We start from the raw sequence: 26241 nt of genomic DNA, 5'->3' as shown, positions 1-26241 counted from the left end.
GGCAGGGCAGAGGGGGGTGTCCCAGGCACACCGCGAACGGATATTTCGCAAGCACCAACTGGCGCCCTACCCTAAGTCCGCTTCTTCTTCGACTCGTACGGATTGTCCGGCGAACGGAAATGAATCCGGATCGGCACGCTCGGCATGTCGAAATCGGCGCGCAACCCGTTGATCAGGTAGCGCGTATAGGATTCCGGCAGCGCGTCCGAGCGGGTGCAGGAGATCATGAAGGCCGGCGGGCGGGCTTTGACCTGCGTCATGTATTTCAGCTTGATCCGGCGGCCGGAGACGGCCGGTGGCGGATGCTGGATCTGCTGCGTCTCCAGCCAGCGGTTGAGCCGTGCCGTCGAGATGCGCTTGTTCCAGACCCTGTCGGTGTCGATGATCGACTGCATCAGCTTGTCGAGTCCCCAGCCGGTCTGGCCGGAGATCGGCACGGCGCGGATGCCGCGTGCCTGCGGCAGCAGCCGGTCGGTCTTTTCGCGCAGGTCGGCAAGCACCGCCTGCCGATCCTCGATCATATCCCACTTGTTGAAGGCGAGCACGGCGGCCCTCCCCTCGCGCAGCACCAGATCGACGATCTGCAGATCCTGCTTCTCGAAGGGGATCGTCGCATCGAAGACGATGACGACCGTCTCGGCAAAGCGGATGGCGCGCAACGCGTCGGCCACCGAAAGCTTTTCCAGCTTTTCGGTCACGCGCGCCTTGCGGCGCATGCCCGCCGTGTCGAACATCTTGATGGTGCGGCCGCGCCAATCCCACTCGACCGAGATGGAATCGCGGGTGATCCCTGCTTCCGGGCCGGTCAAAAGCCTGTCTTCACCCAGGAAGCGGTTGATCAGCGTCGACTTGCCGGCATTCGGGCGGCCGACGATCGCCACCCTGAGCGGCTTGGTATCGTCATAGGCGGGCTCTTCGTCCTCGTCCTCACCCTCGTCGGCAGTCTCGGAAATGTCGACGTCGGTGACGGCGACATCCTCCCTGGCATAGGCCCGCTCCTCGCCGATCGCCGCGACGATCGCGTCGCGCAGGTCGATCATGCCCTGCCCGTGTTCAGCCGAAATCGGCGTCGGCTCGCCGAGACCGAGCGTATAGGCGTCGTAGAAGCCGCTGTCGGAACCGCGCGCTTCGGATTTGTTGGCGACGAGCACCACCGGCTTGCCGCGCCGGCGCAGCATCTCGGCAAGCGCGTTATCGACCGGCGTCAGGCCGTTCTTGGCGTCGACGACGAAGAGCGAAAGATCCGCCTCGTCGATCGCCGCTTCCGTCTGCGCACGCATGCGGCCCTGCAGGCTTTCCTCGTCGGCCTCTTCGAGGCCGGCCGTATCGATGATGGTAAAGGTCAGGCCCATCAGCCGCGCATCACCCGGCCGGCGGTCGCGCGTCACACCCGGCGTATCGTCGACGAGCGCGAGCTTCTTGCCGACCAGGCGGTTGAAAAGCGTCGACTTGCCGACATTCGGACGACCGACGATCGCGACCGTGAAACTCATTCTTTTTCCTTAAAACTCAGCCCTGCGCGGCGGGCGCCTTGCCGGATGCGGTAATGAGATCAAGCATCATATGGGCGCGATTGGCAACATTGCGCGGGCTGTCGGCATCGTCGACGATCGACTGGAACCATTGGCGGGCCTGCGCCATGTTGCCGGCCTTATAGGAAGCAAGACCGAGCGCTTCGCGCGCCGAATGGCGGAAGGCATTGCCCGGCACGGCCATTTCCTCGATCGCGGCCGACACCTGCTCGTAGGAGCCGTTCTCGATCAGCAGCCAGCCGGCGCGCATTTTGGCGGCGTCGCGCACGGCGGCCGGCACGCTGTTGTCCTTGCCGATCTCGTTGAAGGCGGTGATTGCCGCGTTGGCATCGCCCTTCTGCGCCTGGACGGTTGCGGCCCGCATGCGCGCCAGCACCGGATAGGCGCCGTGGCCTTCCTTCTCCAGCTTGTCGAGCGCGGCCAGCGCCTCGTCGTTCTTGTTCTCGTCGGCAAGCTTCATCGCCGCCAGGAACTGATCGCCAGCGCCGGAGGAGCGGGTATCGTCCCAATATTCGAACAGAACCTTGCCGGCGGTGCCGACGACGATCAGGATGGCGACGACGATGATATAGCGGCCGAACCGGCGCCAGACGCCCTTCATCTGGTCGGACCGCAATTCCTCATTGACTTCACGGATGAAGCTGTCGTCGTTGAATGCCATTCTCGTCTCCGGCCGCGGAAATACCCACACACTATGCAGGATGCATATTGTCGGGCCTTCTACTCCATTTTGCCGCGGTTGTAAGGGGGATATGAAAGATTCGTCACATCACGAGCGGCGAAACTCCGATCAACCATTCGTGCAGCTTCCAGATGATCAGCGCCCAGGCGACGATGCCGATGACGATGGCATAGAGATCGTACTTGGCAGAGACGAAGGGCCGGAGCGAAATTTCGCCCGCCCGCTCGCGGCGTTTCAGCGAAATGCGCAGGATCACGCCCCAGGCGAGGAACGCCGTAAACAGCAGGACCGACGAGGTCTCGCCATTGGCGAGCAAATGCGCCAGCGCCCAGATCTTCACCGACAACACCATCGGATGCTTGGTCTTCGTCGCGATATGCCCCGCCGGCAGCAGCGAGGCGACGAGACAGATCATCGCGATCAGCATCAGCGTGATCGCGATATGCGCCGTCCAGACCGGCGGATTGTAGAGCATGCCCGTCACCTGACGCGCCTGCCCGAATCCGTAGATCAAGAGGATCAGCGTGAGGATGCTCGCGATCGAATAGCCGGCCCGCCAGCCCCGTTCGCCGAGGCTTGCGATCATCGAGCGGCGCAGGCCCGGAGCCACCACTCGCACTAGATGCACGCCGAGAAAAAGTACGATGCCGACGATGAGCAATGCCATTGGGAGGTTCCCTTCCGCGCAGTTTGTCATGACTTAGCGGCTGACGGGAAAAAATACCAGTTGAGACCGCAGCTTCGCCGCAATTCTATCGGAGGGAAGCCGCGAACAAATTGTCGCGGTGCCCATGTCTCGTCCTCTCCTCGCCACCTGTCTGGCTGCCTCGTTCCTTCTGCCTGCAATGGCAGGGGCGGCAGACCGGCCGAAGCAGCTCGTCATCGTCTCCTTCGACGGCGCCCACGACAATGCGCTCTGGCTGAAGAGCCGCGAGATGGCCGCTAAGAACGGCGCCCATTTCACCTATTTCCTTTCCTGCACCTTCCTCATGAACGAGGCGGCGAAGAAGGCGTATCAGGCGCCGCACCAGAAACGCGGCAAATCCAACGTCGGCTTCGCGCAAAGCGATGACGAGATCCGCGAACGCCTCGGCAATATCTGGCACGCCCATCTCGAAGGCCACGACATATCAAGCCATGCCTGCGGCCATTTCGATGGCCGGCAATGGAGCGAAGCCGATTGGTCGGCCGAATACGCAACCTTTCACGCGACATTGAAAAACGCCTGGAAGAGCGTCGGCCTCGACGAGCCAGCCGGCTGGCAGGATCTCGTCGATCACGGCATCAAGGGCTTTCGCGCGCCCTACCTCTCCGCGACGGCGGGCGCCGATATGATCGCCGCCGAAAAGAAGGCGGGCTTAACCTATGATGCGAGCCTCGTCACCAAAGACCCGGCCATGCCTGTCGAGGAAAACGGCATCATCCGCTTCGGCCTGCCGCTGATCCCCGAAGGCCCGAACGAAAAACCGATCATCGGCATGGACTACAACCTCTTCGTCCGCCACTCCAAGGGCGAGGAAGACGCGGTGGATTCCAAGGAGTTCGAAGACCGCGCCTACGCCGCCTTCTCCCAGGCCTTCGAACGCCAATATGACGGCAACCGCATCCCCCTCCAGCTCGGCTTCCACTTCGTCGAAATGAACGGCGGCGCCTACTGGCGCGCACTCGACCGGCTCGTCAGCGATGTCTGCCACCGGGCGGATGTGGCCTGCGTGAGTTATTCGGAAGCGATCCCGATGATCGAGGCGCGCGGCAAACTGCAGCAGACGTCGGGGCTGTGACGGTGTTTTAAAAGTGAGGGGTAGTGCCGTTTAGCCCCCTCATCCGCCCTAACGGGCATCTTCTCCCCGCTGGGGAGAAGAGGGAATAGAGATGTCAGCGGAGATATTCTTAAGCGACGGATAAATACGAGGCGCCGCCTCGAATCTCTTCTCCCCAGCGGGGAGAAGGTGGCGGCAGGCGGATGAGGGGGCCTCGCGGCACAGCAGGCAATAAAGTCCCGCTCATCCATCAAAGCCTCACCCCTCACCCATCAACGTGCACAACGCCCGCTTCGCGATCCAGATAACGCTGATCGATATCCGGCAGCGGCTCGTCGTCGATTGCCGCCTCGAAGGCCTTGAGGCGCTTGTGGATAGAGAGCAGCTCAATAATCGTCGTCCAGGAATTGACGAGATATTGAAACGAGTTGCTGACCTGGCCGAAGGCGGTCAGAATTTGTTGATAAATGCCGTACGTTATGGTGCCAGCAACAATTGTGGGGACCAGCATAAACGTGACAAAAAGCGCGTCCGCTTGGATATAAAAATACCTAGCAACGTTAAAATACAGATAGTGAAAATAAAGCCTGAAGTAGTTTCGGCGCACATTTCCAAAAAGATCCCTTACGACAATAGGAGATGCACGCTCCTCATGATCCTCACCGTAAACAAGCTCTTTTCGGTAGGCAGCCTCGACTCGCTGATTTTTGAAATTCAGCCCCGGAAGTTTGATGCCAGCAATTGCGAGGAGCAACGTTCCAAAGATAGACCAAAAAAGCGCAAGCCAGAACAAGCTATTCGAGACTTCCCCGAGAATGGGAAGTTCCTTTACATAACTTGATAGCGACAGAAGAATTGGAAGAAAAACAACAAGGGTCATTACGGAATTGATCAAACTTACTCCAAGACCTTCCAGAATATTTGCAAACCGCATTGTATCTTCTTGTACGCGCTGAGATGCACCTTCGATATGCCGAAGCTTTTCCCACTTCGACATGTAAAAGTCGTTCATAGCCGTGCGCCAACGAAACACGTAGTGGCTGGTAAAAAAGTCGGCGAGAATGGAGACGAACATGCTCAGAAAGGCGATTTGCGCAAATATCAGCATGAGACTGTAAAAGTCCCAAACTGTTACGCCCCCTGATTTATCGAGAGCATTTTGAAGCGTGTCTCCGAATGGGCGACGCCAGTTGTTAATCGCAACGGAAATCTGAACACCAAAATAGGTCGTCAAAATTATCAGCGCGGAACCCCACACTGACCAAACTTTCCAAGGATGGTCTGCCGCGATGATATGCCAGGCGCCGCAAAAAAACGCGACACATATTAGAAAAAATGCATAGAAGAAAAGATTGTCGGGAAGGAGAAAGAAATCCAGACCGATCGGCGGCTGTTGATCTGGGCCAAGGGGGCCGTATCCAAGTGACACGCCAAGACGTTCGCCAACTGTGTACCACAGGGCGATACACACAAGCGTCCATATCGTCAGTGACGTGAAGAAAAGTTTCGGTTTGGGGAAGAAGGAATGAAACACTAGGGAGCGCTTTCCTGAACTGGAATCTGGGGGCAACTGAAAATGTTAGTTGCCCGGAAACTAAGGCAGTTCGAAGGAAGCAGCAATGGGTTTGGCCGATTGTTACGCAGATGTAACCGGTTAGGCGATTTTCCTGAGGACCGGCATGACAAGCGCCGCGCAGACGAGAAGTGCGGCGGCGGCGATCACCGTCGGGACGGTGAAGCTGCCGGAGCGTTCGGCGATCCAGCCGGCGACAACAGGCCCGACGATCTGGCCGAGACCGAAGGCGGCCGTCATCATCGCTAAAATCCGTCTAGGGCTCTCGGGCGCAAGCTTGCGGCCGATCTGCAGCCCGTAAGCGGTGATCGCCAGGAACGTCGCCCCGAACAGCGCCCCGCCGATGAGCGGCGCTGTCGACGCCGGCAGCGCCACCGTCGCCAGCACGCCGGCGGCCTCGACCAGAAGCGCGGCGACATAGACGCCGCCGAGCCCGAGAGGCCTCACAAGCGGCTTCCAGGCAAACAGCGCCACCGCCGCCGTCAGGCCGGCGATGAACCAGCAGAGGAATTCGACGAAAGCTCCCGTTGCCGACAGGCGGGCGATGGTGACGAGGAAGGTTGCCGTGATCACGTAGCCGAAGCCGAACAGGCCGTAGGACAGCGTCACGAGCACCATCGGCCGGCTCCAGGTGAGCGCCGGCTCCCTGCCCGTCCGCGCCGATTGCGCCGGCGCCGAAGGCAGCAGCCACCAGACGACGACCAGGCTTGCCGCGCAATAGATCGCCCCGCCCATCCAATCGGCGCGCCAGCCGCCGGGTCCGTCGTGAAAACCGAGACCGATCAGCAGCACCATCACCGAGGAAAGCGCAATCCCGGCCCCCGGCCCGCCGAAATGCGCCGCCTGCACATGGTCGTTGCCGGCGGCGGCCCCGTGGCTCAGCACGATCGAAGAAGTGAAGACCATCGCAAAGGCGCTGGCGAGACCGGCGAGGAACCGGATGACGGCAAAGACTGCGACGGAATCGGTGGCGGCCATGGCAGCGAGCAGAATTGCGGTGGCCAGCAATGCCAATAGCGCCACCAGCCGCTCGCGTCCCGCCGCCCAGCCATAGGCGGCAAGCACGGCGCCGACGAGATAGCCGACGAAATTCGCCGAAGCGATGAAGCCGGCATCCGCCGCCGAAAGCGGCACGCCGCTCATCATGCCGGGCAGGATCGGCGTGTAGGAGAAACGCCCGAAGCCCATGGCCGCCGCCATCGCGACGGCGCCGGCGGCAGCAGTGGCGAGGAGATTCGGCGAGGCGTGCGGCGGGCGGGAAAGCATCAGCGCTTATCGCGCCGCAGCGCCGGTGCCACAAACGACTATTTCTGATCGATCGATCAATTCCACGAAAGATGGATTTTTTCGGTCGCCGCTCTTGAAAGAGATATCTTACGATATATGTTTTACGACATAGTGAACGATATAATCCAACGGTGAAAGGAAAAACTATGAGAGGTTTCAAAGGCGGCATGTTCGGCGGAGGTTTCCGCATGGGCCGCAAATTCGCAGCCGGCGATCTGCAGCTCGTCATCCTGGCCCTGCTCGATGAGCGGCCGTGCCATGGCTATGAGCTGATCAAGATCCTCGAGGAGCGCTCCGGCGGCTTCTACGTGCCGAGCCCGGGCGTCATCTATCCCGCGCTGACCTATCTCGAGGAAACCGGCCTCGCTGAAGTGGAAAACGAGGGCGCCAAGAAGCTCTACCGCATCACCGAGGCCGGCCGCCGCCGCGTCGTGGAAAACCGCGAGATGATCATGCACACACTCGCCAAGCTCGAACGCATCGGCGAGAAGATGGCCTATGTGAAGCGCGTCTTTGAAAGCGACCGCCACGGCGCCGATGATGATAATGACGGCGACTTCATGCAGGACGGCGGCGACATCCGCGCCGCCCGCATGCTGCTGCGCTCGGCGCTCCGGATGCGCTATCCCTGGTCCAAACCCGAAGCCGCCCGCATCGCCGCCATATTGGAACGCGCCGCCACGGAGATCCTGCAGGGCGGCAGGCCGGAAACGCGGGGGTGATGAAGGTTGGTGCCGACCTACGGCGCGTTCGAGGAATGCGCCGACATCTAAGAGAGCCTCATCCTGAGGTGCCCCGCAGGGGCCTCGAAGGACGAGGCGGGCGCGCCGACATTGGATGATGCAAGAAGCAGCGTTGCGGCGTGCTTCGAGGCTCCGCCCTACGGGCTGCGCGCCTCAGCATGAGGATCGCTGGAGGATGCCGCGTCCATATGGGTATTGCTGTTGATCGATCGTTGTGGTGGGGAATGTGGAGAGCTGCCGGCGCTCAAGAGAGCCTCATCCTGAGGTGCCCCAAAGGGGCCTCGAAGGACGAGGCGGGCGCTCCCACAGGAAAGATACCGCTTTCCCCCTACGCCTGCACATCCGGCAAGGTCAAAATCACCGGCCCGTTGCGCGTTGCGACCACCGTGTGCTCGAATTGCACCGTCGGCGCCTTAGGATCGGCATAGAGCGTCCAGGCATCGTCGCCGCCTTCGGCCCAGGTCGCGCCGAGCGACAGGAAGGGCTCGACCGTAAAGACGAGGCCATCCGTCATGATGCGTTTTTCCGAAGGGTCCGGCCAGGTCGAGAGTTCGGCCGGCTCCTCATGCAGCGAGCGGCCGACGCCGTGGCTCGCCAGATTGGCGACGAGCGTGTAGCGGTTCTTCTGGGCAAAGGCACCGACGGCGCTGCCGATCTTGGCGAGCGGCTCGCCCGATTTCACCTGATTGAGCCCCACCCAGAGCGCCCGCTTGCCATCGCGGCAGAGCCGTTCGATCTTCGGCTTGACCGGAGGCACGGCGAAGGAAGCGCCGGTATCGGCGAAGAAACCGTCCTTCTCAGCCGAAACGTCGATATTGATGAGATCGCCGGCCCGGATGACGCGCGCGCCGGGAATGCCGTGGGCGATTTCCTCGTTAATGCTGATGCAGGTCGCGCCCGGAAACTGGTAGCAGAACTCCGGCGCCGAGCGCGCGCCCGAATCCTCGAGCACCTTGCGGCCGATATGATCAAGCTCCAGCGTCGTCATGCCCGGCTCCATCGCCGCCGCCATCACCTGGATGGCGTTGGCGCAGATGCGGCCGATCTCCTTGAGCTTCACCAGTTCGTCGTCGTTTGCGATAACCATTCGTCCGTTCCGGCCTTGCGCAGGGCGGCGGCCGCCGCCTCAGGCTGAGGCTTTCGCCCCTTCGTTCTTTTCAGTCAATGCCTTTCTGACGATCGGCGCCACTTTCGTCCCGTAGAGTTCGATGCCGCGCATGATCTGATCATGCGGCATCAGGCCGATCGCCATCTGCAGCAGAAAGCGGTCGTTCTTGAAGAGCGCGTGCTGGGCGATGATCTTTTCGGCGACCGCCTCCGGATCGCCGACGAAGAGCGCACCGTTCGGTCCGCGCGACATGTCGAAATGCGCCCGGCTGGTCGGCCCCCAGCCGCGCTCGCGGCCGATGCGGTTCATCACCTCGGCCTGCGGCCCGTAGAACTGGTCGGCGGCCATCTCGGTCGTATCGGCGATGAAGCCGTGGACGTTGATGCTGGTCTTCAGCTTCGCCTGGTCCTGCCCGGCCCGGCGTGCGGCTTCGCGATAGAGCTCGAAAAGCGGCGCGAAACGGCGCGGCTCGCCGCCGATGATCGCCAGCGCCACCGGCAAGCCGAGCGCGCCGGCGCGCGCCAGCGATTGCGGTGTGCCGCCGACAGCGACCCAGAGCGGCAGTGGATCCTGGAGCGGCCTCGGATAAACGCCGCGCTCGCGGATCGGCGCGCGAAGCTCGCCGCTCCAGTCGATCGTCTCGCCGTCGCGCAGCGCCAAGAGCAGATCGAGCTTCTCCTCGAAAAGCTGGTCGTAATCTTCGAGATTGTAGCCGAACAGCGGGAAGGACTCGATGAAGGAGCCGCGCCCCGCCATGATTTCGGCCCGGCCATCGGAAATCAGGTCGAGCGTCGCAAACTGCTGAAAGACCCTCACGGGATCATCGGAAGACAGCACGGTGACGGCGCTCGTCAGCCGGATATTGCTGGTCTTGACGGCCGCCGCCGCCAGCGCCACCGCGGGAGCCGACACGGCATAATCCGGCCGGTGATGCTCGCCAAGCCCGAAGACGTCGAGCCCCACCTGATCGGCAAGCTCGATCTCCTCGATCAGATGCCTCAGCCGCTCGGCTCCTTCCGCTCCCCTGCTGCGCGAGGGATTGGGATTGACGTCCGCAAAGGTGTAAAGGCCGAGTTCCATTGTCCGCATCCCGTTGACTTCAACCTGGAGATAAGGACCGGCGGCAGGGAACGCAAATACAAACTCTGGAACGGAATGTTCGAGAATTTCGATAGTGACATCATGGTTCGACGATGTGTCGCTCGGGCTTCGTTGGCTGCGTAGTAAGAGTCTTTGCGCCGTAGACATGGCGCTGCTGGATTCCTGTGACAGGCACAGGAATGAGGGAGTTTTTGGCACTCCTGGAATTCAACAATGAATGACAGTGCTCGGAATGTTGGGGGATAGAAATGGCGACGTGCGCACACTTCTTGCTCCCTCATTCCTGTGCTCGTCACAGGAATCCAGCAGTCGCGCGTCCGCGCGACGGGAGACTCTTCACAGCCCCAAGAGGTGAAACGAAATATCCTCCTACTCAGGATTTTCCCGCTCGATCAAATTGAGCTTCCACTGCCGCGGCCACTTCTTGATCGTCTTCTCCCGCGTGATCGCGGTCGTCAGCAAATCATGCTCCTCGACCACACCAGCGTCTTAACCTCATACTTCGAAGTAAAGCCTGGCGTCAGTTCGTTCTGGTGCTCATATAGCCGACCTGCAAGGTCACGCGTCACGCCGGTATAGAGCGTGCCGTTGCGTGCGGATGCAAGAATGTAGACGTATCCCTTCATGCGCGCAGATTGGCACAGGACACATCCTGCGTCGACAGAGACGGCCCACACAAATCTCCAATTCGAATCTGAATTCAACGACTTCCAAGCCTCGGTGGAATCATCTTCCAAGCGGCCTCATATCGCACTTAAAGCGGGAGGAGACGGCGCGGCATGCGCCGCGCCCAAACGCCTCACATCCTCGCCAGCAGTTCCGCCAGTTGGTCGGCGGCCTTGCCCCATCCCTCGTGGAAACCCATCTTCTCATGCGCGTCCTTGTCCTCGGCGCGCCAGTGCAGCGCCTTCGCCGTATATTTCGTCCGGCCGTTGCCGAGCTCCTCGAGCAGGATGACGCCGGTGAAGAACGGTTTTTCGGAAGGCACCCAGGCCTCGCTATAGGCATCGGTGAAGACGATCTTCTCGTTCTCGACGACTTCGAGATAGACACCGCGGTTCGGGTAGCGATTGCCTTCGGGATCCTGCATCACGACGACGCTGGAGCCGCCGGGGCGGACGTCGAGCGTCGCTTCCGCCACACCCCAGGGGCGCGGCACGAACCACTGCTTCAGAAGCTCCGGGTCGGTCCATGCCCTGTAGATCTTCTCGCGCGGGGCGTCGAATTCGCGGACGAGAACGAGTTCATGCTGCGTGCTGGCGGTCATTTCAACATCTCTCCATTTGAGTGAAACCTGTTTCGTATCAGGTTGTTGCAAGGACGTGCGGGACTTCGCCGCTCCGACAGCGCGCCGAATTATTTTACGGCCGGCTGCGCGGCCTCTTCCTGCATCTTGTCAATCTGCCGGCGGATATGGGCCGCCTCCGCCGTCGAATGGGCAAGCGCAATGGCGCGATCGAAGGCTTCGCGGGCCTGGCCATGGCGCCCGAGTTGCTTCAACAGATTGCCGCGCAGCCCATGATAATAGAAATAGCCGTCGAGTTTTTCGCCAAGCGGATCGACGAGCTCGAGCGCCGCCTCTGGCCCATGCAATTTGGAAATCACCACCGCCCTGTTGAGCGTGATGACAGGGGACGGCTGGACACGTTCCAGCGCACGGTAGAGCAGATCGATCTCGACCCAGTCCGTGTCGTCAGCCCGTTTCGCCCGGGAATGAACCGCGGCAATGGCCGCCTGCAACTGATAAGGCCCAGGCTGGCGGTGGCGCAGAGCCTTGTCGAGCAGCGCCAGGGCCTCGTTGATGAAGAGCTGGTTCCAGAGCGAGCGGTCCTGATCTTCGAGCAGCACGATCTCGTCTTCGGCGCTGAAACGCGCCGGGCGGCGCGAGATCTGCAGAAGCATCAGCGCGAGCAGCCCCATCAATTCGGGCTCGGCGGGAAAGATGCGCAGCATCAGCCGCGCAAGCCGGATCGCCTCGTCGCTGAAGGCAGCCGCTTCATGCCTGGGATCGGCCTGGCTGTAGCCCTCGTTGAAGATCAGATAGATCATCGTGCCGACGATCGAAAGCCGCTCCGCCCTCTCCTCGGGGCTCGGCGTTTCGAAAGGCACGCCCGCCTTGGCGACGCGCGCCTTGGCCCGGGTGATGCGCTGCTCCATGGCGCTTTCGGAAACCAGGAAAGCGCGGGCGATCTGCGTCACCGAAAGGCCGGAAACGATGCGCAGCGCCAGCGCGATCTGCTGGGTCGCGGGCAGATCGGGATGGCAGCAGATGAAGAGAAGCCGCAGGATGTCGTCGCGATAGTGGGAATCGTCCAGCCGCTCGGCGATATCGCTTTCGGCATCCTCGGTATCGGAAATCATATCCTCATCCGGCAGCGCCTGAAGCTTCGAGCGCTTGCGCACGGCATCGATGCCGCTGTTGCGGCCGACGAAGATGAGCCAGGCGGTCGGATCGCGCGGCGGCCCTTTCTCCGGCCATGTCCGGATCGCCCTCAGGCATGCCTCCTGGAACGCCTCTTCCGCGGTATCGAGATCGCGGAAATAACGCAGCAGCGCACCGAGCGCCTTCGGTCTGGCGGAGGCAAGCGCGAGGTCGATCCAGGCAATATCGGTCATGATGCAGCATCTCCCGGCCTGAACACGTAGAAGGGCCGAATTTCGTAAGAGGTGGAGCCGGGATTGACGGCCGATAGCTGTTTCGAGAAGGCGACCGCCTCCTCCAGCGTCTCGAAATCAACCACATAGAAGCCGAGAAGCGCCTCTTTCGTTTCCGCGAAAGGCCCGTCAATGACGAGAGCCTCATCCCTGCCCTTGCGCACGGTCGTCGCCGCCGTCGTCGGCATCAGCCGGCCGACAGGCCCGAGCTTGCCGGCTTTGGCGAGCGGCTCCTGCACGGCGTAAAGCTTCTCCATGACGGCAGCTTCTTCCTCCTTGGTCCAGGCGAAGACGGTTTCCTCATGGGCGTAACAAAGGATTGCGTAAAGCATCGGTCACTCCTCTTTCCGAATGACGAAGGAGTAACCGCTTAGCCGACAGGCCGCATCAAAAAATTATAAAGCAGCCGCGCTCGAAGGAACGGCCGATCCGAACCGAAGGCTAGCCCTCGCTCAGCGTTCGCTTGACCGCATTCTTCCAGCCCTTGAGCTTTGCCGTGCGCACCTTCTCGTCCATGTCGGGCTCGAACCGCCGGTCCCGTTTCCATGTGGCCGAAAAGCCGTTCCTGTCCGGCCACACCCCTGCCCGGCTGCCGGCGAGCCAGGCCGCGCCCAGCGCCGTCGTCTCCAGGATCACCGGCCGGTCGACCGGGGCGTCGAGCAGGTCGGCGAGCCGCTGCATCGTCCAGTCGGAGGCGACCATGCCGCCGTCGACGCGAAGCACGGTGTCCTCACTGCCATTCTTCCAGTCCTTCTGCATGGCATCGAGCAGGTCGCGGGTCTGATAGCAGACGGCTTCGAGCGCGGCGCGCGAAAGCTCCGCCGGGCCGGTGTTGCGCGTCAGCCCGAAGATCGCGCCGCGCGCCTTGGCGTCCCAATGCGGCGCGCCGAGGCCGGTGAAGGCGGGCACGAGATAGACCTCCTGCGTCGGATCGGCCTTTTCGGCAAGCGCATTGGTCTCAGCGGCGCTGCCGATGATCCCGAGCCCATCCCGCAGCCATTGCACTGCCGCACCCGCGATGAAGATCGAACCCTCGAGCGCATAGGTCGTCTCGCCGTTCAGCCGGTAGGCAATGGTGGTCAGAAGCCGGTTTTTCGACCGCACCATATCGGCGCCGGTATTGAGCAGTGCGAAGCAGCCGGTGCCGTAGGTCGATTTCAGCATGCCCGGCGCAAAACAGGCCTGGCCGATGGTCGCCGCCTGCTGATCGCCGGCGACGCCGAGGATCGGGATCGCGGCACCGAAGATCTCAGGATCGACCGTGCCGAAATCGGCAGCGCAATCCTTCACCTCCGGCAGCATGGCGGCCGGCACCCTCAGAATGTCGAGCAGATCCTCGTCCCAGGCATTTTCGGCGATGTTGTACATCAGCGTGCGCGAGGCGTTGGTGGCGTCGGTCACGAAGCTCTTGCCGCCTGTCAGCCGCCAGATCAGAAAGGTATCGATCGTGCCGAAGCAGAGATCGCCCCTGGCGGCCCGCGCCCGCGCCCCCTTCACGTTTGCCAGCATCCAGGAGAGCTTGGTTCCGGAGAAATAGGGATCGAGGATCAAGCCGGTCTTCCTGGTGAAAACCCGTTCCAGATCCTGTCGCTTGAGGTTGTCGCAGTAGCTTGCCGTGCGCCGGTCCTGCCAGACGATGGCGTTCTGGATCGGCCGGCCCGTCTCGCGCTCCCAGACCACCACGGTCTCGCGCTGGTTGGTGATCCCGAGAGCGGCGATGTCCTTCGCCGCCACCTTGGCCTCGCGCAGCGCCATCTTGACGGTGGAGACGACCGAATCCCAGATCTCCTCGGGATCATGCTCGACCCAGCCGGAGCGCGGATAGATCTGAGTGAATTCCTTCTGGCCCTTGCCGACGACCTGCATGTCGCCATCGAAAACGATCGCGCGTGTCGACGTCGTTCCCTGATCGATCGCCAGAACATATCCGCTCATCAAAGCCTCCCTCGATTATCGTGACAAATCAATAGGACACGGATGCGGGCGAGAAAAGCCATAAAGCGGAATTGCCAGCTTGCCGGCTTTGGGCATAACCTCGCCCGCAACAGTGCAACGCAGCATCGCGCGTCAGGAGAAACAGCATGAGCAGATCAGTCGTCGTCACCGGTTCCACCAGCGGCATCGGTCTTGCCATCGCCACCGCCTTTGCCGAAACCGGCGATAATGTCATCATCAACGGTTTCGGAAATGCCGATGAAATCAAGGCGATCGTCGGGCGGCTTGAATCGGTGTCGAAGGGCCGGGCGATCTATCATCCGGCCGACATGACCAAGCCGGCGGAGATTGCCGACCTGATCGAAACGGCGGCGAAGAGCTTCGGCACCGTTGATGTGCTCGTCAACAATGCCGGCATCCAGCATGTCGAGAAGATCGAGGATTTCCCGATCGAGAAATGGGACCAGATCATCGCGATCAACCTGTCGAGCTCCTTCCACACCATGCGCGCCGCAATCCCGCTGATGAAGGCCGGGAAGCGCGGCCGCATCATCAACATCGCCTCGGCGCACGGGCTCGTCGCCTCCCCTTTCAAATCCGCCTATGTGGCGGCGAAACATGGTATATTAGGCCTGACGAAAACGGCAGCGCTGGAACTTGCCGAATTCGGCGTGACCGTCAACGCCATCTGCCCGGGCTATGTGCTGACGCCGCTCGTCGAAAAGCAGATACCCGATACCGCGAGAGCCCGCGGCATGACCGAGGAGCAGGTGAAGAGCGAAGTCATCCTCAAGGCGCAGCCGACGCGTGAATTCGTCAAGGCCGAGGAGATCGGCGCGCTGTCGCTCTACCTCGCCAGCGAGGCCGCACGTCAGGTGACCGGAACGCATATCTCGATTGACGGTGGCTGGACGGCGGCTTAACCATTTGGAAAAAACAACCGGGAATATCATGAACGACAGCATCCGCTTCATCCTGAATGGCGAGGACATCGCGCTCACCGATCTCAGGCCGACCGAGACGCTTCTCGATTTCCTGCGGTTGAAGCGGCGCCTGACGGGCACCAAGGAAGGATGCGCGGAAGGCGATTGCGGCGCCTGCACCGTGCTCGTCGGCCGGCTCGCCGATGGCAAGCTCACCTATGAATCCGTCAATGCCTGCATCCGTTTCTTAGGATCGCTGCACGCCACCCATGTGGTGACGGTCGAGCACCTGGCCGGCCGGGACGGCGTGCTGCATCCGGTGCAGCAGGCGCTGGTCGACTGTCACGGTTCGCAATGCGGCTTCTGCACGCCGGGCTTCGTCATGTCGCTCTATGGCCTGTGGCTGACGAAGGAAAAACCCAGCCGACGGGAGATCGAGAAGGCGCTGCAAGGCAATCTCTGTCGCTGCACCGGCTATGAACCGATCGTCAAGGCGGCCGAGCAGGTGAGCCAGATGCGGCCGAGCGCGCTCTTCGACCCGCTGGAGCGCACGCGCTCGGAAATCATTGCGCGGCTCTGGGCCATGCAGGCGAGCGGCACGATCAGGATTGGCAGCGGCGAGGACAGGCTGATCGTGCCGGCTTCGCTTCAAGCATTGGCGGAAATCCTCTCTGAGGAGCCCGAGGCGACCGTGGTCGCCGGCTCGACCGATGTCGGGCTCTGGGTAACGAAGCAGATGCGGCGGCTGAGCCCCGTCGTCTTCATCAATCATTTGAGCGAATTGCAGTCGGTCACCGAAAGCGAGGACGGCATCACCATCGGCGCCGGCGTCAGCTATAGCGGCGCCTTCGCGGCGATCGCCAAAAAGATCCCGGCGCTCGGGCGGCTGATCGATCGCATCGGCGGCGAACAGGTGCGCAATATGGGCACGATCGGCGGCAATATCGCCAACGGCTCGCCGATCGGCGACAGTCCGCCGCCGCTGATCGCGCTCGGCGCGACGCTGACGCTGCGCTCTCTCGGAGGCCAGCGCAAAATGTCGCTCGAAGATTTCTTCATCGCCTATGGCAAGCAGGACCGCAGGCCCGGCGAGTTCGTCGAAAGCGTCTTCGTGCCTTATCCCAAGGCAACCAGCCGCTTTGCCGCCTACAAGGTGACCAAGCGCCGTGACGAGGACATCACCGCCGTGCTCGGCGCCTTCCTGCTGACCCTCGACGAGGCCGAGATCGTCACCGACATCCGCATCGCCTTCGGCGGCATGGCCGCAACGCCGAAACGCGCGCCGACGGTCGAGGCCGAACTGATCGGCAAGCCATGGACGGAAGCGACAATCGACGCCGCCCGCCCCGCCTTCGATACCGACTACCAGCCGCTGACCGACTGGCGCGCCACGGCGGAATATCGGCAGCTGACGGCAAAGAACCTGCTGACGCGTTTCTATCTGGAGACTGTTGGCGCGCCGGCGGAGCTGAAGCGGTTCGAGGAGTTGGCGTGATGCGGACATTAATCGGCACGCCTGGAATGCAAACCTTGATGGGAACTGCCGCGGTCTCCTCCCCTCCCTCATTCCTGTGCTTGTCACAGGAATCCAGTGCGCCCAAGTCCTTGGGCGCGGAAAACTTTTGCTCAACATCACATGAGTCAATCACCGCGCCGACGCGCGGTGGCTGGATTCCTGTGACAAGCACAGGAATGAGGGAGTGTGCGGCGTCCCCGACAATCCTCATGACAAGAGGAGGACACCGCTAATGGACAAGTCCACCTTCGAAAACCCCAAGGTCGTCATCTCAGGCCCCATGCACGGCTCGCTGCGGCATGACTCAGCTCACAAGCATGTCACCGGCGCCGCCGATTACATCGACGATATCCCCGAACCATCGGGCCTGCTGCACGGCGCGCTCGGCCTCTCCGAGCGGGCGCATGCCGAAATCGTCAGCATCGACCTTTCCGAGGTCGCCGCCCATCCCGGCGTCGTCTGGGTCTCCACTGGCAAGGATGTGCCCGGCGTCAACGACACCAGTTCCAACGGCAGCCATGACGAGCCGCTGCTTGCCGAAACTTTGGTCCAGTTCCATGGCCAGCCGATCTTTGCCGTCATCGCCGAAACGCGCGAGGCCGCGCGCGGCGCGGCGCGGCTGGCGAAGATCGAATATCGCGACCTGCCGCACTGGAGCGATATCGACGGCGCGCTCGCCAATGGCGCCCCCCTGGTCATCACGCCGATGACGCTTCGGCGTGGCGATCCGGAAACGGAAATGCCGAATGCCGGAATGCGGCTGAAGGGCCAGATGCGCATCGGCGGACAGGAGCATTTCTACCTCGAAGGCCATATCGCTGTAGCCATTCCCGGCGAGGACGACGAGGTCACCGTCTGGTCCTCGACGCAGCATCCGAGCGAGATCCAGCACATCGTCGGCCATGTGCTCGATATCCCGTCCAATGCCGTAACGGTCAACGTGCGCCGCATGGGCGGCGGCTTCGGCGGCAAGGAAACGCAGGGCAACCAGTTCGCAGCCCTTGCTGCCATCGCCGCCAAGAGGCTCGGCCGCGCCGTCAAGTTCCGTCCCGACCGCGACGAGGATATGAGCGCTACCGGCAAGCGCCACGATTTCCTGGTCGATTACGAGGTCGGTTTCGATACCGAGGGCCGCATTCACGCCGTCGACGCCACTTACGCCGCACGCTGCGGCTTCTCCTCGGATCTCTCGGGCCCCGTCACCGACCGCGCCCTCTTTCACGCCGATTCCAGCTATTTCTACCCGCATGTGCAGTTGCAGTCGAAACCGCTGAAGACGCACACGGTCTCCAACACCGCCTTCCGCGGCTTCGGCGGGCCGCAGGGCATGCTCGGCGCCGAGCGCGTCATCGAGGAGATCGCCTATGCCCTCGGCAAGGACCCGCTCGATATCCGCAAGCTGAATTTCTACGGCCAGCCGGGTTCCGGCCGCACGCTGACCCCCTACCACCAGGAGGTCGAGGACAATATCATCGCCCGCGTCGTCGAAGAACTGGAGGAAACAGCCGAATACCGGGCGCGGCGCAACGCCATCATCGGCTTCAACCGCGACAGCCGCTATATCAAGAAGGGCATCGCCCTGACACCGGTGAAATTCGGCATCTCCTTCACCATGACCGCCTTCAACCAGGCCGGCGCCCTCGTCCATATCTATCAGGATGGCTCGATCCACCTGAACCATGGCGGCACCGAAATGGGCCAGGGCCTCTATACCAAGGTGGCGCAGGTACTTGCCGACAGTTTCCAGGTCGATATCGACAGAGTGAAAATCACCGCGACGACGACTGCCAAGGTGCCGAACACCTCGGCCACCGCCGCCTCCTCCGGCTCGGACCTGAACGGCATGGCGGCCTATGATGCCGCCCGCCAGATCAAGGAACGGCTCAAGGCCTTCGCCGCCGAGAAATGGGAGGTGGCGCTCTCCGACGTCGTCTTCCTGCCGAACCGCGTGCGCGTCGGCGAAAGCGAGATCGCCTTCCCCGATTTCATCAAGCAGGCCTATTTCGCCCGCGTCCAGCTGTCCGCCGCCGGCTTCTACAAGACGCCGAAAATCCACTGGGACCGCAAGGCCGGCCGCGGCACGCCCTTCTATTATTTCGCCTATGGCGCCGCCTGCACCGAAGTCTCGATCGACACGCTGACCGGCGAATATCTGATCGACCGCACCGATATCCTGCACGATGTCGGCCGCTCGCTGAACCCGGCGATCGACCTCGGCCAGGTCGAAGGCGCTTTCGTCCAGGGCCTGGGCTGGCTGACGACGGAAGAGCTATGGTGGGACGACAAGGGCCGCCTGCGCACACACGCCCCCTCCACCTACAAGATACCCCTCGCCTCCGACCGGCCGAAGATCTTCAACGTACGCCTTGCCGAATGGTCGGAGAACGCGGAAGCCACCATCGGCCGCTCCAAGGCCGTCGGCGAACCGCCCTTCATGTTGGCGATCTCGGTGCTGGAAGCGCTGTCGATGGCAGTCGCGAGCGTGGCGGATTACAGAGTCTGCCCCAGGCTCGACGCTCCGGCGACGCCGGAACGGGTGCTGATGGCGGTAGAGCGGATGAAGCGGGTGTAGGATGCGTCCGGCTGGTTTGTTGCTTGAGCAGGACGGACAAAGCGGGTGTTACCCCCCTCTGCCCTGCCGGACATCTCCCCCACACGGGGGGAGATCGGCAAAAGGTTGGCTTATCGCTCCCCATCAGCCGTGTCGGAGTAGCAGTGCTTTAGTTGTTTGGGGAAGCCGTCAACCCCATCCAATCTCCCCCCTTGTGGGGGAGATGTCCGGCAGGACAAAGGGGGGTGCCACAACCGCACACCCATCGGCCATCTTCCCATGAACGACCTCCCCACCTTTCTCGCCGCCCACCCCGACAGCGTCCTCGTCGACATCACCGCCACCCGGGGCTCTACCCCGCGCGAGACCGGCGCCTTCATGCTCGTCTCGCCGACCGCGCTGTGGGGCACGATCGGCGGCGGGCAGTTCGAATTCATGGCGATCCACAACGCGCGGGAGATGCTGGCGGGAACCGGCGGGACGCCTGCCATGGATATCCCCCTCGGCCCTGAGATCGGCCAGTGCTGCGGCGGGCGCACGCAGTTGCGGTTCCGCCGGCTAACGCAGACGCTGAAGGATGAGCTCGAGGCAAGGCTTGCCGGCGAAATCGAGCGTCTGCCGGAAGTGCTGCTCTTCGGCGCCGGCCATGTCGGCCGGGCGCTGGCCGCAGCCCTTGCGCCGCTGCCGCTGTCGGTCACGGTCGTCGAAACGCGGCAGGAAGAGCTTACCAACCTGCCGGCGGGCATCAGGTCGCGGCTCGTGCCGATGCCGGAAGCGCTGGTGAAGGATGTTGCCGCCGGCGGCGCGGTCGTCATCCTGACCCATGACCATGCGCTGGACTTCCTCATCGCCCGCCAGGCGCTCGAGCGGACCGACCTCGCCTATGTCGGCATGATCGGCTCGGCGACCAAGCGCGCCACCTTCGCAAGCTGGCTTTCGCGCGAAGGCGGCGGCGAACGGGGCTGGATGGAGCGGCTGACGCTGCCTATCGGCGGTTCCGCCGTCAGGGACAAGCGCCCCGAAGTCATCGCCGCCATGACCGCAGCCGAGATCCTGACGGCGCTTTCAGCCTATCGCATGCGCTCGTCTTCGTAATAGGGATCGCGCCCGTCGAGGAAACCGAGATCGCGCTTGACGCGGTCCGGCATGGCGGCGAGATCGAGCCGCGGCAGACGGCAGAAACGCTTGGCACTGCCGAACAACCAGCCCGCAAAGCGCGGAAAAACACCGCTGAACGGCTGCGGCCGGCTCTCTTCGATAGTGTGGCAATCCATGACATCACCTCGTCCGTTTGATGGTATGAGTTGCAGTTTGCCGGCAAAAATGCTGCAATTCCAATCGAACGACCGTCTGCCTGCATGAAGAGAACTTATCCATGAAACTCTCGAAACAGTTTCCGCTGAATGCGTTGCGCGTCTTCGAGGCCGCCGCCCGGCTCGGCAGTTTCACCAAGGCCGGCGACGAGCTCGGCATGACGCAGACCGCGGTCAGCTATCAGATCAAACTGCTGGAGGAGAATGTCGGCGAGCCGCTGTTCCTGCGGCGCCCCCGCCAGATCGCATTGACGGACACCGGCGAGCGGCTGGCCCCGAAAGTGACCGAAGCCTTCGCCATGCTGCATGACGCGATGGCGACGGCGCGCGACAGCGTCGAAGGCACGCTCGCCATCAGTTCGACCCATACCTTCGCCTCGAAATGGCTGGCGCCGCGCCTCGGTTCCTTCCACCTGAAGCATCCGGCGATCGCGGTACGCTTTCAGGCGACCTCTGATATCATCGACTTCGCCCGTGAGCAGATCGACGTCGGCATCCGCTGGGGCGACGGCAACTGGCCGGGGCTGGCCCTGCACCGGCTGATGGGCCTGGAATTCACGCCGATGCTGAGCCCGAAGCTGGCGGAAGCGGCCGGCGGCATCCGGGAGCCGCGCGATCTGCTGAAGTTCGATCTTTTCGACGCCGGCGATATCTGGTGGAAACAATGGTTCGAAGCGGCCGGCGTCACGGAGACGGATCTCGACCGGCGCCCGCGCAACCAGCTGGGCTCGCAGGCGATGGAGGCCGATGCGGCGATGGCCGGCCACGGCGTCGCCATCCTGCACCCCGCGTTCTATGCAGCCGAGATCGCGCTCGGCCGGCTCTACCAGCCTTTCGAGCTGACGCGCAGCGACGGCAAGGCCTACTGGCTCGCCTATCCCGAAAATCGCCGCAACGTGCCGAAGATCAAGGCCTTCCGCAATTGGATCCTCGACGAGATGAAGGCCGCTAGAAATTGAAGCATTACGACCTGGGAGAACTCACCCCGGGCCTGACCAGCGACGGTTTCGGCTTCAGAAGCCCATTTCCGGGGCGTAGAAGCAGCGCGGCGTGTTCTCGTTGGGGAACAGACAGAGGTGATAATCGCCATCGCCGGATTGCATCGCCTTCGTCATAGGCAGCAGGAAGACGTGCGCATGCGTGACCAGCCGGTGGTCGCCCGGCATCAGCGTCACGCGATATCCGTTCGGTGTCACCGCCACGGTTTTGGACGGAATCATCTGGCAATCGCCACTATGACTGTCGCCGTTGCAACAATAGGGGTCATAACTCCACCCCGAAGGTGCGTCGTGAGCTGTCGCCAACGATGCGTATGCCACCATCAAACACGTCAGAATGCTGCGCATGGGCATCTTCTCCGTCGATGAATGCGCCGCCGATTTTTCCAACTGTTCTTATGTCATTCCGGCGGCCTGCAACCTAACTGTATCCGCTCATGATAGTTTCGCGATCTGCTAATTTAGCAGATCCAGTATGAGACAGTAATACTGCATGGTCTTCTCGGCAGCTTTTAGGCACATGACAATAGATCGCCGATGAACAGATCCCTATAGAGCGCAGTGATCATGCCATTGCTGCCTGGGGATCGCCGCTGCCGAAACCGGGGCCTCGTGCGGTTCTTCAATCTCCTCTTCCCTCCCCGCCAAAATTTCCGCAATGTCACGAGTCGGAGGAAGATAGGGGAACTCGATGTATGAATATGCCATAGCATGGGAATGGCTGGCCTTCGCGGCGCGCTGGTTCCATGTCATCACCGCGATCGCCTGGATCGGATCGTCCTTCTATTTCATCGCGCTCGATCTCGGACTGGTGAAACGCCCGCATCTGCCGCCCGGCGCCTATGGCGAGGAATGGCAGGTCCATGGCGGCGGCTTCTATCATATCCAGAAATATCTGGTGGCGCCCGCACAAATGCCGGAGCACCTGACCTGGTTCAAATACGAAAGCTATTTCACCTGGATCTCCGGCTTTCTCATGCTCTGCATCGTCTATTACGGCGGCGCCGACCTCTTCCTCATCGACCGGCATGTGCTCGACATCACGCCGCCGGTCGCCATCGCGATCTCGCTGGCATCTCTCGCTTTCGGCTGGCTCGTCTATGACCTGCTCTGCAAATCCCCGCTCGGGCGCAACACCTGGGGGCTGATGGCGGTGCTCTATGCCGTGCTCGTCTTCATGGCCTGGGGCTATACGCAGCTTTTCACCGGCCGCGCCGCCTTCCTGCATCTCGGCGCCTTCACCGCGACGATCATGTCGGCCAATGTCTTCATGATCATCATCCCCAACCAGAAGATCGTCGTTGCCGATCTGATCGCCGGCCGCACGCCCGATCCGAAATACGGCCAGATCGCCAAGCAGCGTTCGCTCCACAACAACTACCTGACGCTGCCCGTCATCTTCTTCATGCTGTCGAACCATTATCCGCTCGCCTTCGGCACGGCGTTCAACTGGGTGATCGCGGCGCTCGTCTTCCTGATGGGCGTCACCATCCGCCACTGGTTCAACACCACCCATGCCAGGAAAGGCCGGCCGACCTGGACCTGGATCGTCACCGTCATCCTTTTCATCCTGATCATGTGGCTTTCGACCGTGCCGAAGCTGTTGACGGGAGAGACGGATGCGGCGGCAGTGGCGCCCGCCTTCCAGCAATTCGCCGGCGATCCGCATTTTCCCGCCGTCAAGCAGCTGGTTTCGACGCGCTGTTCCATGTGCCATGCTGCCGAGCCCGCCTATGAGGGCGTCGTGCGGCCGCCGAAGGGCGTGATACTCGAACACAACGCGGAAATTGCCGCCCATGCCCGAGAAATCTATATACAGGCGGGGCGCAGCCATGCCATGCCGCCCGGCAACGTGACCGATATGACGCCGGACGAACGCAAGCTGCTCGTAGCCTGGTTCGAAAGCGCAGTCGAAGGCAAGAAACAATGACGACAACACTCCTGCGCGGCCGCCTGCTTTCCTTTCATCGCGCGCCGCTGAGCCTGGCCGACAGCCAGAGCTATCTCTACGAGGAGGATGGCGGCCTGCTGATCGAAGACGGGCTGATCGCCGCAGCCGGTCCTTATGCCGACGTCAAGACGAAGGCCGCCGAAGGCACGGCCGAGATCGACCATCGCCCGCATCTGATCATGCCCGGCTTCATCGACATGCACCTGCATTTTCCGCAGATGCAGGTGATCGCCTCCTATGCCGCCAACCTGCTCGAATGGCTGAACACCTATACCTTTCCCGAGGAATGCCGCTTCGTCGAAAGCGCGCATGCCGAGAGGATCGCCACGCATTTCTACGACGAGCTGATCCGCCACGGCACGACGACGGCGGTCGCCTATTGCTCGGTGCACAAGACCTCCGCCGACGCCTTCTTCGCCGAGGCGATGAAACGCAACATGCGCATGGTCGGCGGCAAGGTGATGATGGACCGCAACGCCCCGCAGGGCCTGCTCGACACGCCCGAGATGGGCTACGACGAGACCCGCCAGGTGATAGCGGACTGGCACGGCAAGGGCCGCAACCATGTCGCCATCACCCCGCGCTTCGCCATCACCTCGACCCCGGCGCAGATGGAAGCGACGTCAACGCTAGCCCGCGAATTTCCCGACCTGCACATCCAGACGCATCTGTCGGAAAACCACGACGAGATCAAATTCACCTGCGAGCTCTATCCCGAGGCGACCGACTATACCGACATCTATGCCCGCTACGGCCTGCTCGGGCCGAAAAGCCTCTTCGGCCATGCCATCCATCTCTCAGAGCGCGAAGCCGATGTCATGAGCGAGACGGGTTCGGTCGCCATCCATTGCCCGACCTCGAACCTTTTCCTCGGCTCCGGCCTGTTCCCGCTGAAGGCGCTAGCGCGCCGTGAAAAGCCGGTCCGCATTGGCGTCGCAACCGATATCGGCGGCGGCTCCAGCTATTCGATGCTGAAAACCATGGACGAGGCCTACAAGATCCAGCAGCTGCTCGGAGAACGGCTGAACCCCCTGGAAAGCTACTACCTGATGACGCGCGGCAATGCCGAGGCACTGTCGCTGGCCGACCGGATCGGCACGCTGGACGCCGGCACCGAAGCCGACCTCGTCGTCCTCGATGCGGCCGCGACCCCGGCCATGGCGCTGAAGCTGGAAACGGTGAAGACCCTGTCCGAGGAGCTCTTCCTCCTGCAGACAATGGGCGACGACCGGGCGGTCGCCGAAACCTATGTGGCAGGCGTTGCGTTGAAAAAGACCCTCCGAGCGAACTTGCAAAAATCCGCCGATCTTCCCATAGTTTGATGAGGAGAAACCTCATGGACCTGACTGTTTCATTGCCGGATGAACTGGCGAGCGACATCAAGAGAAAGATCGATTCCGGCGGTTACAGCTCTTCGAGCGACGTCGTGAGCGAAGCCCTGCGGCTGCTTGAGGAGCGCAACAGTGCAAAAGCCCGCGAAGTCGAACGCCTGCGGAATGCGTGGCGCGATGGAATGCAAAGCGGAGATTTCGCCCCTCTGGACATCGATGCCGTGAAGGCCGAAGGGCGCCGGCGGTTTGCCGCATCCAAAGCCTGATTGATGGCCGCGGTTTTTTACTCGGGCCGAGCCGCTCGGACATTCTGGACATTTGGCTGTGGATCGCCGGCAGCAGCGGCCAGCCGATGGCCGATACCATCATAGACGTAAGCGGTGTTATGGACCCATCTTCCGGATCAGCGTGTGATTGTTGATGTTGTTGCCGAACGGGGCTTCGACATATGACGACATGATTTACACACAGCACCAGTTCAGACGTGCCGGCGCAGCGGTTTAAGGTTTTCACGGAAACTGGACGTCGCGCGATTGGAGCGCTGCTTCAGCATCCTGTGGAACTGATATGCGCATGTAATTTCGCTTCAGGATTTCGACAAAACATCGGACATACCGTTCGAATGGAAGCGCAAGTCTGTTGCGGCTGCGGATCAAAGCGGAGGGGTCAATGCCTCGTCATCGAACTTCCGGATTTCAATTACTCCCAGTCCGAACTTAAGCTTGACTCCCCACGGCCCAATTCGCATTTTTGCAATTCGTCCATCGTCATGCGTAATCCAAAAATCCACTTTAGAGACCTGGGTTCCCTCATGACGGATAGCTGAATAGTGCTTTGCTGCGATATCCAGGTGACTTTCATCACCTTTAAATACACAGTCAGTTATTTTTGGACCAAATCGGTCCGCTGGAACCCACTTTGCCTGTGGGTAACGGATCCATTGCTTTCGCGTTGAATCTTTTAGATAATTAATACCTAACTGGGTTCGCAAATCGGCAGTGAACACTAAAGATCCATCGTCCTGCTCGGCATAAGCCGTCACGCTCGACCGGGTAGCGTTCATGGTTGCCGCGTATGCGAAGTTGACGATTTTACAAGATGGGTCTTCGCCATTGTCACTGTTAGCTTTCGCCGGTTGAACTGCGCTAATGACGACCAAGGTCGCTCCCGCCAATCCCATAAAAAGTTCAGAGATGCACTTCATCGATCGCCCCTATCTTGACGGCCTCATCATGTAATCAGATGACTCTGATGCAAAGCTAGAATGAAGTGCAAATGATTG

Annotated in this window: 24 protein-coding genes and 1 pseudogene; 10 read left to right on the top strand and 15 right to left on the bottom strand. The window is 61.7% G+C overall.

Annotated elements, in window-relative coordinates; translation table 11 throughout:
• Nucleotides 1–71 precede the first annotated feature (71 nt).
• From der to ATY77_RS29565, 3 genes are all read right to left on the bottom strand, one after another.
• Nucleotides 72–1493, bottom strand: coding sequence for a ribosome biogenesis GTPase Der (gene der / locus ATY77_RS29575; RefSeq protein WP_088690033.1), 1422 nt, complete (start codon nucleotides 1491–1493; stop codon nucleotides 72–74).
• Nucleotides 1494–1509: 16 nt separating this feature from the next.
• Nucleotides 1510–2193, bottom strand: coding sequence for a tetratricopeptide repeat protein (locus ATY77_RS29570; RefSeq protein WP_088673002.1), 684 nt, complete (start codon nucleotides 2191–2193; stop codon nucleotides 1510–1512).
• 103 nt (nucleotides 2194–2296) lie between these two features.
• A complete protein-coding gene (locus ATY77_RS29565; RefSeq protein WP_088690032.1) occupies nucleotides 2297–2881 on the bottom strand; it encodes an NnrU family protein in 585 nt (194 codons plus the stop codon).
• Between the two features lie 124 nt (nucleotides 2882–3005).
• Between ATY77_RS29565 and ATY77_RS29560 the strand changes: the two genes are divergently transcribed.
• Nucleotides 3006–3995, top strand: coding sequence for a polysaccharide deacetylase (locus ATY77_RS29560; RefSeq protein WP_088690031.1), 990 nt, complete (start codon nucleotides 3006–3008; stop codon nucleotides 3993–3995).
• Nucleotides 3996–4239: 244 nt separating this feature from the next.
• Here the strand turns inward: ATY77_RS29560 and sbmA are convergent, their stop codons facing one another.
• Both sbmA and ATY77_RS29550 read right to left on the bottom strand, forming a co-directional pair.
• Nucleotides 4240–5508: a peptide antibiotic transporter SbmA gene (gene sbmA / locus ATY77_RS29555; RefSeq protein WP_088690030.1), complete on the bottom strand. Its 1269-nt coding sequence runs from the start codon at nucleotides 5506–5508 to the stop codon at nucleotides 4240–4242.
• Between the two features lie 120 nt (nucleotides 5509–5628).
• Nucleotides 5629–6813, bottom strand: a complete 1185-nt coding sequence (locus tag ATY77_RS29550) for a YbfB/YjiJ family MFS transporter (RefSeq protein ID WP_088690029.1) — start codon at nucleotides 6811–6813, stop codon at nucleotides 5629–5631.
• A 167-nt stretch (nucleotides 6814–6980) separates the two neighbouring features.
• On the opposite strand from ATY77_RS29550, the gene ATY77_RS29545 reads away from it, so the two are divergent.
• Nucleotides 6981–7556: a PadR family transcriptional regulator gene (locus ATY77_RS29545; RefSeq protein WP_088690028.1), complete on the top strand. Its 576-nt coding sequence runs from the start codon at nucleotides 6981–6983 to the stop codon at nucleotides 7554–7556.
• Between the two features lie 349 nt (nucleotides 7557–7905).
• Here ATY77_RS29545 and map read toward each other — a convergent pair whose 3' ends face one another.
• The 7 genes and pseudogenes from map to glpK all read right to left on the bottom strand — a co-directional run bounded on the left by map (nucleotide 7906) and on the right by glpK (nucleotide 14376).
• A complete protein-coding gene (map, locus tag ATY77_RS29540) occupies nucleotides 7906–8664 on the bottom strand; it encodes a type I methionyl aminopeptidase (protein WP_088690027.1) in 759 nt (252 codons plus the stop codon).
• A gap of 39 nt (nucleotides 8665–8703) precedes the next feature.
• On the bottom strand, nucleotides 8704–9765 hold the full coding sequence (locus tag ATY77_RS29535; RefSeq protein WP_088690026.1) for an LLM class flavin-dependent oxidoreductase: 1062 nt from the start codon (nucleotides 9763–9765) through the stop codon (nucleotides 8704–8706).
• A gap of 390 nt (nucleotides 9766–10155) precedes the next feature.
• Nucleotides 10156–10412: pseudogene (locus tag ATY77_RS29530) on the bottom strand (GIY-YIG nuclease family protein).
• 173 nt (nucleotides 10413–10585) lie between these two features.
• The gene (locus tag ATY77_RS29525; RefSeq protein WP_088690025.1) at nucleotides 10586–11053 is read right to left on the bottom strand and encodes an SRPBCC family protein; all 468 of its coding nucleotides are present in this window, start codon (nucleotides 11051–11053) and stop codon (nucleotides 10586–10588) included.
• 89 nt (nucleotides 11054–11142) lie between these two features.
• A complete protein-coding gene (locus tag ATY77_RS29520) occupies nucleotides 11143–12402 on the bottom strand; it encodes an RNA polymerase sigma factor (RefSeq protein WP_088690024.1) in 1260 nt (419 codons plus the stop codon).
• Nucleotides 12399–12773 (bottom strand): YciI family protein, encoded by a 375-nt coding sequence (locus ATY77_RS29515; protein ID WP_088672992.1) that lies wholly within the window; start codon nucleotides 12771–12773, stop codon nucleotides 12399–12401. The genes ATY77_RS29520 and ATY77_RS29515 overlap by 4 nt, the downstream gene beginning before the upstream one ends.
• Nucleotides 12774–12882: 109 nt before the next feature.
• The gene (glpK, locus tag ATY77_RS29510; RefSeq protein ID WP_088690023.1) at nucleotides 12883–14376 is read right to left on the bottom strand and encodes a glycerol kinase GlpK; all 1494 of its coding nucleotides are present in this window, start codon (nucleotides 14374–14376) and stop codon (nucleotides 12883–12885) included.
• 146 nt (nucleotides 14377–14522) lie between these two features.
• On the opposite strand from glpK, the gene ATY77_RS29505 reads away from it, so the two are divergent.
• From ATY77_RS29505 to xdhC, 4 genes are all read left to right on the top strand, one after another.
• On the top strand, nucleotides 14523–15299 hold the full coding sequence (locus tag ATY77_RS29505; protein WP_088690022.1) for a 3-hydroxybutyrate dehydrogenase: 777 nt from the start codon (nucleotides 14523–14525) through the stop codon (nucleotides 15297–15299).
• Between the two features lie 28 nt (nucleotides 15300–15327).
• Nucleotides 15328–16794 (top strand): xanthine dehydrogenase small subunit, encoded by a 1467-nt coding sequence (xdhA, locus tag ATY77_RS29500; protein WP_088690021.1) that lies wholly within the window; start codon nucleotides 15328–15330, stop codon nucleotides 16792–16794.
• Between the two features lie 253 nt (nucleotides 16795–17047).
• A complete protein-coding gene (xdhB, locus tag ATY77_RS29495; RefSeq protein ID WP_088690020.1) occupies nucleotides 17048–19387 on the top strand; it encodes a xanthine dehydrogenase molybdopterin binding subunit in 2340 nt (779 codons plus the stop codon).
• Between the two features lie 258 nt (nucleotides 19388–19645).
• Nucleotides 19646–20461 carry a xanthine dehydrogenase accessory protein XdhC gene (gene xdhC, locus ATY77_RS29485; protein WP_088690019.1) on the top strand — a complete coding sequence of 272 codons (816 nt, stop codon included), beginning with the start codon at nucleotides 19646–19648 and terminating at the stop codon, nucleotides 20459–20461.
• Here the strand turns inward: xdhC and ATY77_RS29480 are convergent.
• A complete protein-coding gene (locus ATY77_RS29480) occupies nucleotides 20437–20640 on the bottom strand; it encodes a hypothetical protein (RefSeq protein WP_088690018.1) in 204 nt (67 codons plus the stop codon). The two genes, xdhC and ATY77_RS29480, sit on opposite strands and share 25 nt — an antisense overlap.
• A gap of 101 nt (nucleotides 20641–20741) precedes the next feature.
• Here ATY77_RS29480 and ATY77_RS29475 point away from each other — a divergent pair, with 101 nt between their 5' ends.
• Nucleotides 20742–21638, top strand: a complete 897-nt coding sequence (locus ATY77_RS29475; RefSeq protein ID WP_088690017.1) for a LysR substrate-binding domain-containing protein — start codon at nucleotides 20742–20744, stop codon at nucleotides 21636–21638.
• 54 nt (nucleotides 21639–21692) lie between these two features.
• Here ATY77_RS29475 and ATY77_RS29470 read toward each other — a convergent pair whose 3' ends face one another.
• Nucleotides 21693–22025 carry a hypothetical protein gene (locus ATY77_RS29470; protein WP_088672982.1) on the bottom strand — a complete coding sequence of 111 codons (333 nt, stop codon included), beginning with the start codon at nucleotides 22023–22025 and terminating at the stop codon, nucleotides 21693–21695.
• A 343-nt stretch (nucleotides 22026–22368) separates the two neighbouring features.
• Here ATY77_RS29470 and puuD point away from each other — a divergent pair, with 343 nt between their 5' ends.
• From puuD to ATY77_RS29455, 3 genes are read left to right on the top strand one after another with little or no spacing between them, the layout of a single operon-like run.
• The gene (gene puuD, locus ATY77_RS29465) at nucleotides 22369–23607 is read left to right on the top strand and encodes a urate hydroxylase PuuD (protein ID WP_088672981.1); all 1239 of its coding nucleotides are present in this window, start codon (nucleotides 22369–22371) and stop codon (nucleotides 23605–23607) included.
• Nucleotides 23604–24950, top strand: coding sequence for a guanine deaminase (gene guaD / locus ATY77_RS29460; RefSeq protein ID WP_088672980.1), 1347 nt, complete (start codon nucleotides 23604–23606; stop codon nucleotides 24948–24950). Before puuD ends, guaD begins: the two co-directional genes overlap by 4 nt.
• A gap of 14 nt (nucleotides 24951–24964) precedes the next feature.
• Nucleotides 24965–25225 carry a type II toxin-antitoxin system ParD family antitoxin gene (locus ATY77_RS29455; protein WP_088672979.1) on the top strand — a complete coding sequence of 87 codons (261 nt, stop codon included), beginning with the start codon at nucleotides 24965–24967 and terminating at the stop codon, nucleotides 25223–25225.
• Nucleotides 25226–25611: 386 nt separating this feature from the next.
• Here the strand turns inward: ATY77_RS29455 and ATY77_RS29450 are convergent, their stop codons facing one another.
• Nucleotides 25612–26163 carry a hypothetical protein gene (locus ATY77_RS29450; RefSeq protein ID WP_088672978.1) on the bottom strand — a complete coding sequence of 184 codons (552 nt, stop codon included), beginning with the start codon at nucleotides 26161–26163 and terminating at the stop codon, nucleotides 25612–25614.
• Nucleotides 26164–26241: the final 78 nt, after the last annotated feature.

It is taken from the genome of Rhizobium sp. R634 (assembly GCF_002211305.1).
In the GTDB taxonomy this organism is placed as follows: Bacteria; Pseudomonadota; Alphaproteobacteria; order Rhizobiales; family Rhizobiaceae; genus Rhizobium.
The sequence above is the reverse complement of the archived record's forward strand: the minus strand, read 5'-3'. Positions and strand labels throughout refer to the sequence as shown.

Coding starts and splice junctions, on each gene's coding strand:
- ATY77_RS29505 (WP_088690022.1), top strand. CDS start 14,523: ATGAGCAGATCAGTCGTCGTCACCGGTTCCACCAGCGGCATCGGTCTT.
- xdhC (WP_088690019.1), top strand. CDS start 19,646: ATGAACGACCTCCCCACCTTTCTCGCCGCCCACCCCGACAGCGTCCTC.
- guaD (WP_088672980.1), top strand. CDS start 23,604: ATGACGACAACACTCCTGCGCGGCCGCCTGCTTTCCTTTCATCGCGCG.
- ATY77_RS29570 (WP_088673002.1), bottom strand. CDS start 2,193: ATGGCATTCAACGACGACAGCTTCATCCGTGAAGTCAATGAGGAATTG.
- ATY77_RS29535 (WP_088690026.1), bottom strand. CDS start 9,765: ATGGAACTCGGCCTTTACACCTTTGCGGACGTCAATCCCAATCCCTCG.
- ATY77_RS29560 (WP_088690031.1), top strand. CDS start 3,006: ATGTCTCGTCCTCTCCTCGCCACCTGTCTGGCTGCCTCGTTCCTTCTG.
- ATY77_RS29450 (WP_088672978.1), bottom strand. CDS start 26,163: ATGAAGTGCATCTCTGAACTTTTTATGGGATTGGCGGGAGCGACCTTG.
- ATY77_RS29515 (WP_088672992.1), bottom strand. CDS start 12,773: ATGCTTTACGCAATCCTTTGTTACGCCCATGAGGAAACCGTCTTCGCC.
- ATY77_RS29565 (WP_088690032.1), bottom strand. CDS start 2,881: ATGGCATTGCTCATCGTCGGCATCGTACTTTTTCTCGGCGTGCATCTA.
- ATY77_RS29545 (WP_088690028.1), top strand. CDS start 6,981: ATGAGAGGTTTCAAAGGCGGCATGTTCGGCGGAGGTTTCCGCATGGGC.
- xdhB (WP_088690020.1), top strand. CDS start 17,048: ATGGACAAGTCCACCTTCGAAAACCCCAAGGTCGTCATCTCAGGCCCC.
- puuD (WP_088672981.1), top strand. CDS start 22,369: ATGTATGAATATGCCATAGCATGGGAATGGCTGGCCTTCGCGGCGCGC.
- map (WP_088690027.1), bottom strand. CDS start 8,664: ATGGTTATCGCAAACGACGACGAACTGGTGAAGCTCAAGGAGATCGGC.
- ATY77_RS29550 (WP_088690029.1), bottom strand. CDS start 6,813: ATGCTTTCCCGCCCGCCGCACGCCTCGCCGAATCTCCTCGCCACTGCT.
- ATY77_RS29475 (WP_088690017.1), top strand. CDS start 20,742: ATGAAACTCTCGAAACAGTTTCCGCTGAATGCGTTGCGCGTCTTCGAG.
- ATY77_RS29480 (WP_088690018.1), bottom strand. CDS start 20,640: ATGGATTGCCACACTATCGAAGAGAGCCGGCCGCAGCCGTTCAGCGGT.
- der (WP_088690033.1), bottom strand. CDS start 1,493: ATGAGTTTCACGGTCGCGATCGTCGGTCGTCCGAATGTCGGCAAGTCG.
- ATY77_RS29520 (WP_088690024.1), bottom strand. CDS start 12,402: ATGACCGATATTGCCTGGATCGACCTCGCGCTTGCCTCCGCCAGACCG.
- ATY77_RS29455 (WP_088672979.1), top strand. CDS start 24,965: ATGGACCTGACTGTTTCATTGCCGGATGAACTGGCGAGCGACATCAAG.
- ATY77_RS29470 (WP_088672982.1), bottom strand. CDS start 22,025: ATGCGCAGCATTCTGACGTGTTTGATGGTGGCATACGCATCGTTGGCG.
- ATY77_RS29525 (WP_088690025.1), bottom strand. CDS start 11,053: ATGACCGCCAGCACGCAGCATGAACTCGTTCTCGTCCGCGAATTCGAC.
- glpK (WP_088690023.1), bottom strand. CDS start 14,376: ATGAGCGGATATGTTCTGGCGATCGATCAGGGAACGACGTCGACACGC.
- xdhA (WP_088690021.1), top strand. CDS start 15,328: ATGAACGACAGCATCCGCTTCATCCTGAATGGCGAGGACATCGCGCTC.